General features: G+C 71.7%; 2 protein-coding genes. One reads left to right on the top strand and one right to left on the bottom strand.

Features of this window, described 5'->3' with window-relative positions; all coding sequences use genetic code 11:
- Positions 1 to 207: 207 nt before the first annotated feature.
- The gene (locus ACFQ6N_RS17080; RefSeq protein WP_380649825.1) at positions 208 to 4,134 is read right to left on the bottom strand and encodes a polymorphic toxin-type HINT domain-containing protein; all 3,927 of its coding nucleotides are present in this window, start codon (positions 4,132 to 4,134) and stop codon (positions 208 to 210) included.
- A gap of 391 nt (positions 4,135 to 4,525) precedes the next feature.
- Here ACFQ6N_RS17080 and ACFQ6N_RS17085 point away from each other — a divergent pair, with 391 nt between their 5' ends.
- A complete protein-coding gene (locus tag ACFQ6N_RS17085; RefSeq protein WP_380649827.1) occupies positions 4,526 to 6,787 on the top strand; it encodes a trypsin-like serine protease in 2,262 nt (753 codons plus the stop codon).
- Positions 6,788 to 6,924: the final 137 nt, after the last annotated feature.

A 6,924-nucleotide genomic window follows, 5' to 3' on the forward strand; every position in this document is an offset into this window, starting at 1 on the left:
CCCGGCCCGGGGCCGTGGGGTTTCGGGCGGGGGGGGGGGGGGGGTAACCTGGGGGGCCCGCGCGGCGTGTTCGGTGGGGGGGGGGGTCGGGGGGGGTTGGTGGGCCGCCCTGCGCCCGGGGGCCGCCTCCCCGGCACTCAGCCTGTGGCAGGCGGGGCAGAGCAGTTCACTGCGGGAGACTCGGCGGTCTCTGCGTGAGGTCCGCCTTTAGACGCACAGCGGGTCGAACTGGAACAGCTGCTCGTAGTTGTGTCCCCCGCTGGGCCCCGGAATCGCCAGTGCGTACTGGGGAGGCATGCCGGGCTTCTGACGCTCCAGCAAACGGTAGCCGTTGTCTCCGTCCTTCAGCGAGTAGATGCGTGTCGTCACGCCGGTTCCCGTCGACGCACCGTTGTCGTAGGGGTTGTTGGCAGGGTCGGTACCCCAGTACGCCCCTCCCCTGTCCATGCCGGGCCCGTTCAGCTCCCTCCCCGTGAAGAAGTCAAGCTGTCCGCTGCTCACATGCTGCTGCCGCCTCCCGGCGAGGACGTCCCTGATCCCGTCCTTGACCCAGTTCGGCAGGGGCCTCCTCGGCAGGCCCCTCGTGACCCCGTTGTGGACCAGGACGGAGGTGTTCCCGGCCGCGACGTAGTAGCTGTGCAGATCGGTGACGGTGATGTTGTACGCGGGCTGCGGCGCGGTCCGGTGGTTCACCGCGAGGATGCTCGCGCGGTCGCCCGCGGGAGTGCGCAGCTGGTCGCCGGCCGTCAGATCGGCGGCCTTGACCCATGTCCGCGTGTTCTCGGTCCAGAAGGGGTGGACGTCGGTGGCGGTGATCGATCCGACGGTCCCGTCGGTGCCGCGGACCGTGATGTCGGTGAACTCCCTGTCCTCGGGCGTGCGGATGACGTCCTCGACGGCGCGGGAGTAGGTCCGGCCGGTGTCCGGGTCGGTCGCCGTCACCCGGTCTCCGATCCGGAGCGTCTCGATCGCGCGCCGCGTGCCGTCGGCCAGGACGACCTGGGTCCCGGCGGGGAAGCTGTTCGGTTCGACGAAGCACGCCGCCGGGGGTTGCGGGTGCTGCTTCCCGGTCATCCACTTGAAGATCGGCACCCCGCGCTCGCCGTACTTCTCGGCCTTACGCCAGGCGCTGGCCTCCCCGATCACCGGCACCGCGGCAGCGCAGGACAGCGCGGCGTCCTCGGTGATCAGCTTTCCCTCGACCGCGTAGAAGCCGCAGTTGACGCCTTCGAACGCGCTGGCTCCCGGCAGCGGGAGGCTGCCGCCGAGGTCGAGGCCCATGTGGATGCCCATGGACCAGACCTCGTAGGCGCTCAGGTCCGGCGTCTTGGGGTTCATCGCCTCGAAGATGAACTGGTGGTAGGCCTCGGCCGCCTTCTGCTGCTCGAAGAGCACGGAGTCCCGGGACGAGGCGTGCACCAGCTCGGTGATCATGGATGCGCGCCAGACCCGGTCGGCCTCGTCGGCCGACTGGTGTGCGGACTCCGAGGCGCGCCGGGCCGCGGCGGACGCGGAGATGGCGAGATCGGCGGACCGCATGGCGGCGGTGAAGGAAGCCCGGGCCCAGATCGCCGCCGACTGTGCGGACAGGTCGGCCTGCCGGCTCGTCTCCCTCGCCTTCAGTGCCTTGACGGCGCTCTGCGCCGCCTGGGCCGCGGACTGGGTGGCCTTGTCACCGGAGGCCTTCGCGCTCGCCGCGGCCTTCTCCGCGTCCCCTGCCGCCGCCTGTGCCTCGTTGGCGTAGCCCTGGGCCTCGCCGCTCGCCCCCCTGGCGAGCGCCGCGACCCGTTTGGCCTCGGCGGCGTTCTGCCGCGCGAGCGCCGCTACCTGTGAGCCTTCGGCGATGCTCCTCTCGACCGCGGCCACGTGGGTGGCGGTGAGCTGGTCCTTGCGCAGGGCGGTGTACTGCCCGGTCTCGATGAACTTCTGCATGAGCAGTGGCGGGCTCTCCAGCGCGATCTTCGCCGCGGCCTGGACCTCCGGGCCGCCGCTGGAGAGGAGTTGGAAGGCCTGGACCCGTTCGTCGTTCTCCCGCGCGGTGAACTGCTCGGAGTCGAGGAAGGTCCGGAAGCCCTGGATGGTGTTCGAGTCGAGTGCCTTCTGGGCGGCCTCCTTGACGCCTGCTCCGCCGCTCTCCAGGAGGCGGAAGGTGCGTACCTGGTAGTCGTCCAGGGCCGCCTGGTACTGCCCGGTCTCCAGGAAGGCGTGGATCTGGTCGGCGGACCCGGTGAGCGCGCTGGTGGCGGCCGCCTTGATCCTGTCGGTGCCGGCGTACTGCACGACCTGCTGGACGCGGGTGCGCTCGTCCTGCTGCTCGGCGAGCTTCCATCCTTCGCGGACGTAGGACTGGACCGCGGCGTCGGAGCTCGTCAGGGCGGAGCGGGCCGCGCTGCGCCCCCAGGGGCCTCGGGTGCCCATGGCGATGACCGCGATTCGCCGGCCGCCGGCCGTGACGGACCCGGGGTCGGCGCCGGGCGCGGACGCCTGGGCCGCCAGGCGGGTGGCTTCCTCGTTCGTCTTCTTCGCGTCGGCGACCGCCTGGGCGTTGCGCTTGCGCTCGTGGTCGGACTCGGCCTTGATGCTCCGGGCCTGATCGACCGCGTCGTTGGTACGCCCGGTGAGGTCCTCCGCTTCGGCGCTGCGGGCGAGCGTCTGGACGTTCCTGGCGCTCTCCAGCGCGACGCCCGCCGCGTTGGCGGAAGTGTCGGCTTCGGCGGCGTGCACGGCAGACTTCTGGGCGGCGTCGGCGGCGGTGCCCGCCTGCTCCGCGGCGTCCGACGCCGCCTGCGCGGCCGCGGTGGCGTGTGCCTTGGCGGAGGCCGCCAGCTTTCCCGCGGCGTCGGCCATGCCGGTGGCCTGGGTGGCCAGACCGACGGCGGCCTTGGCGGCGCGTGCTCCTTCGGCGGCGCTGCGGTGGGCGGCGTCGGCGGCGCGGCGGGTCGCGGCGGAGGAGACCCCGGCCTGGTCGGCGTATCCGGCGCTCTCCTCCGCGGATGCGGCGGCCGCTTCGACGTCCTTGGAAGCGGTGTCAGCGGCCTGGGCGGCACCGACGGCCTTGTTGCCGATGTCCGTGACCTGCTTGGCCACGCTGACGAGCAGGTCGGTCTGCTGGACGACGGCGTTCGTCTCGTTGATCTTGTCCCGGGCCTTGCCCGCCGCTGCCGCGTTCACCACCGCATCGGCGGCGGCTCCCCGGGCGGATACCGAAGCGCGCTCGGCCGCGGCCGAGGCCTGCGCCGTCTGGGAGGCCGTGGCGATCGCCAGCCGGGCGTAGTTGGTGGCCCGACGGGCTGCGGCGATGGCGGCCTGTCCGGCCTCGGCAGCCCGTTGGGTGGCCTCCGCCGCGCGCGCGGCCGCTCCTGCGGCGGAAGCGGCGTCACTCTTGGCCGCGGCGGTCTCCTTGGCCGCCACGGCGGAGAACTGCTTGGCGAGAGCCGCCGCCTTGAGGGCCCGGTCCGCCTCGTCCTCGGCCGCCTTCAACTGCTGTGCGGCCTGCTCGCCGGCCTGCTTGGTCTGGGTCACCAGGTCGGTGACCGAGGTGTACTCCTGATCGCGCGCGCGTGCGACGTACTGGCCGACGGTCAGGAACTCCCGCACGTCGGCCGGCGAGCCGTTGACGGCGATCGTCGCGGCGGCCTTGGTGGCCGCGCCACCGGTGCTGAGGATCTGGAAGAGCTGCACGCGGTCGTCGCTCTCGCGCGCCGGGTACTGGCCTTCGTTCAGGAAGTTGCGCACGTCGTCCGGGGTGCCGTTGAGCGCGGCCACGGCCCGATCCTTCAGGTCCTGGCCGCCGGACTCCAGAAGCTGGAACGTCTGGACCCGCTGGTCCGACTCGAGCGGTGCCTTCCACCCTCCCGAGACGAAGGCCCTCAGCTGCTCCGGAGTACCGTCCAGCGCCGCCTGTGCGGCATCCCGGAGCTCGCGCCCACCGGCGGTGACGAGCTGCAGGGCGATCTGCCGGTCGTCCTTGAGCTCCGCGCCGGCCTTCCCGGAGTCCAGGAACGCGCGCACGTCGGCGTCCCCGCCGGCCAGGGCGGCTTCGGCCGCGGCGCGTACCGCGGGCCCGCCCGCGTCCCAGAAAGCGACCGTCTTGCCCCGGTCGTTGTCCGGCAGGACCGCTGCGGGTGGCTCCACGGGCGGGACGCCGCCGGCGGTCGCCACCGGGCCCGCCGCCGTCAGCCCGGCCAGCAGCGCCAGTGGTAGAAGGCCACGGCACAACAACCGAGTACCCACGAACCTTCTTGGCCCTTTATTTGCTTCAGATATTCGCTGTGACACCGAATCAACCCACTCTTCACATAGAGATCGGACACCATCAATCAAGCGGTGCGCCGGGATCCTACATGACGTGGAGAAACTGTCGTGAACTCATGTAGAGTTCGCGCGGCGCAGTATGGCGCATGGTCAGATCCCCGCAGGTCAAGTGGTGTTGCCGTAGCCTCCCGCCGACCGCCGCAGGGGTCCCGCACCAGCCGACTGCTCAAGGTCCATACCTTTTGCATCAATTCACCCAGGGAAAAGGAACATGCACGCTTCCAGAAGCCGTTGGCTGCTCGCCGGACTGATAGGGGTCACCTCCGCCGGGCTCGGCGGGATTCCCACCGCCACGGCCGACCCGGTGTCCGCGGCGAACGCCGCCGCCCCGCCCATCGTCGAGGACTTCACCTACCCCGGCGCCGCGCAGATCCTCGCGGACCGGGGCATCACCCTCACCGGCGGGGACGGGCACATCCTTCTCGCCGACGACTGCAACACCGCCCAGATCAAGGTCTGGTCACGCCTGCCGAGTGCCGACGTCGGCCAGTTCTGCTTCAACAGCACGGCCGCCCACGGTTCCCTCACCATGTCGATAGACAAGGTCATCGGACTGCAGAGCCGCGCCCAGCCACTCACCGCGTCCATGACCACCGGCACACGCACCGACACCGTCACCGTCCCCAAGGGCGAGACCAAGGGGGTCGGCGAAGGCGCCCCCGGCGGCAGCCGGTCCGTCCTGCTCCAGCTGACGGTCGACTCCCCCACCGCGCCCACGCCCCCCGCCACGCCCGTCGGCGACGCCGCCTACACGGCCCGCATCGACATCGGCGACGGCAAGCGCTCGTGCACCGGCGCCCTCGTGGACCGCAGCTGGGTGATCACCGCCGCGTCGTGCTTCGCGGACGACCCGGCAAAGCCGGCCACCCTCGCAGCAGGCGCACCGAAGTGGCACACGACGGCCACCATCGGGCGCCCCGACCTCACCAACACCGGCGCGGGCGCCGTCGCCGACATCGTCGAGCTCGCCCCGCGCACCGACCGCGACCTGGTCATGGCCCGCCTCGCCTTCCCGGTCACCGGCATCACCCCCGCCGCCATGGGCGGCACCGCGCCGGTCAGTGGCGAGGCCCTTCGCGTGACCGGATACGGGCGCACCTCCGCGCTGTGGGCGCCCACCGCGCTCCACGCCGCCTCCGTCGCCGCCGGGGCCGGCGACGCCACCGGCGTGGACCTCGCCTGGCAGGACGCCGGCACCACCGTCTGCGCGGGCGACGCGGGTGCCCCCGTCACCCGCACCGTCAACGGCCAGACCCAGCTGGTCGCCGTGACGAGCCGTTCCTGGCAGAGCGGGTGCCTCAACACCACCACGCCCAACGTCGGCGCCTACGCCGTGCGCACCGACGGCATCGCCGCCTGGGTGAAGCAGGTGCGCGAGGCCGCGCTGTCCGCCACCGCGCCGACCGCCGGCGGGGTGTACGACCCGGTCAAGCAGACGTCCACGGTGTTCACCGTCGACGACAAGGGCCGCGTCGTGGGCGCGTACAACATCAACGGCCAGGGCTGGAGCTCCTGGTCGTCGATCAGCGACCGGCCGGCCGGCGTGAAGCCGTTCGTCGGCTCGCCCACCGCCCTCTACAACCCCGCTACCAACGCCATCGAGCTGTTCGCCACGGACACCGACGGCCTCATGTGGCACACCTACTACATGGCCGACGCGCAGGGCTGGCGCCCCTGGGCCGGAACGGGGGCGACCTCGTTCACCGGCAGCGCCACCGCCGTCTACAACCCGTCGACGAAGACCGCCGAGGTGTTCGCCACCACCGCCGACGGTCCTGTCGCCCACATGTACTACACCCCGGGCATGACCGACTGGAGCACCTGGTCGAACATCAACGCCGACTACCGGTTCACCGGCTCCCCCAAGGCCCTCTACAACCCGGCCACCGACGCGCTCGAGCTGTTCGCCATCGGCCGTGACAACACCATGTACCACACCTACTGGGCCAACGACGGCAAGCCGTGGAGCCCGTGGCTGCAGCTGAACCGGAACACCTTCACCGGCAGCCCGAGCCTGGTCTACAACCCGTCGACGAAGACCGCCGAGGTCTTCGCCACCGACCCCGACGGCCTCATCGCCCACTCCTACTACACCGCGGGCACGGCGGGCTGGAGCGCCTGGACGACCATCAAGGGCGACCTGCCGTTCACCGGCTCCCCCAGCGTCCTCTACAACCCGGCCACCGACGCGCTCGAGCTGTTCGCGATCCGCAGCGACAAGAGCTTCCAGCACACCTACTGGTTCAACGACGGCAAGCCCTGGAGCGCCTGGGAGTCCCTCGCGACCACGAAGTTCGCCGGCCGGATCCCGGCCGCACTGTTCAGCGGCTCCTCCAACACCGTCGACCTGTTCGCCGCCGGTGACACCGGCGCCGTGAATCACACCTCCTACAAGCCCGGCATGCCCAAGTGGGCCCCCGTGGACACCCTCGCCGGCACCACCCTGCCCGGAATCGCCCTGCCCACCAGCTGACCGGCTGAGCACCGCAGGACCCGGACCGCGCGCGGCGCCCGCCCCCCCCCCCGGGGGGCGGGCCCCCCCCCCGTGGCCGGCCCGGCCGTGGGGCCCCAACAAATTGTGGGTAGGGGGTGTTGATTGGCGTGTAAAGT

The organism is Kitasatospora sp. NPDC056446 (genome assembly GCF_042796115.1).
Lineage (GTDB): Bacteria > Actinomycetota > Actinomycetes > Streptomycetales > Streptomycetaceae > Kitasatospora.

Coding starts and splice junctions, on each gene's coding strand:
- ACFQ6N_RS17085 (WP_380649827.1), top strand. CDS start 4,526: ATGCACGCTTCCAGAAGCCGTTGGCTGCTCGCCGGACTGATAGGGGTC.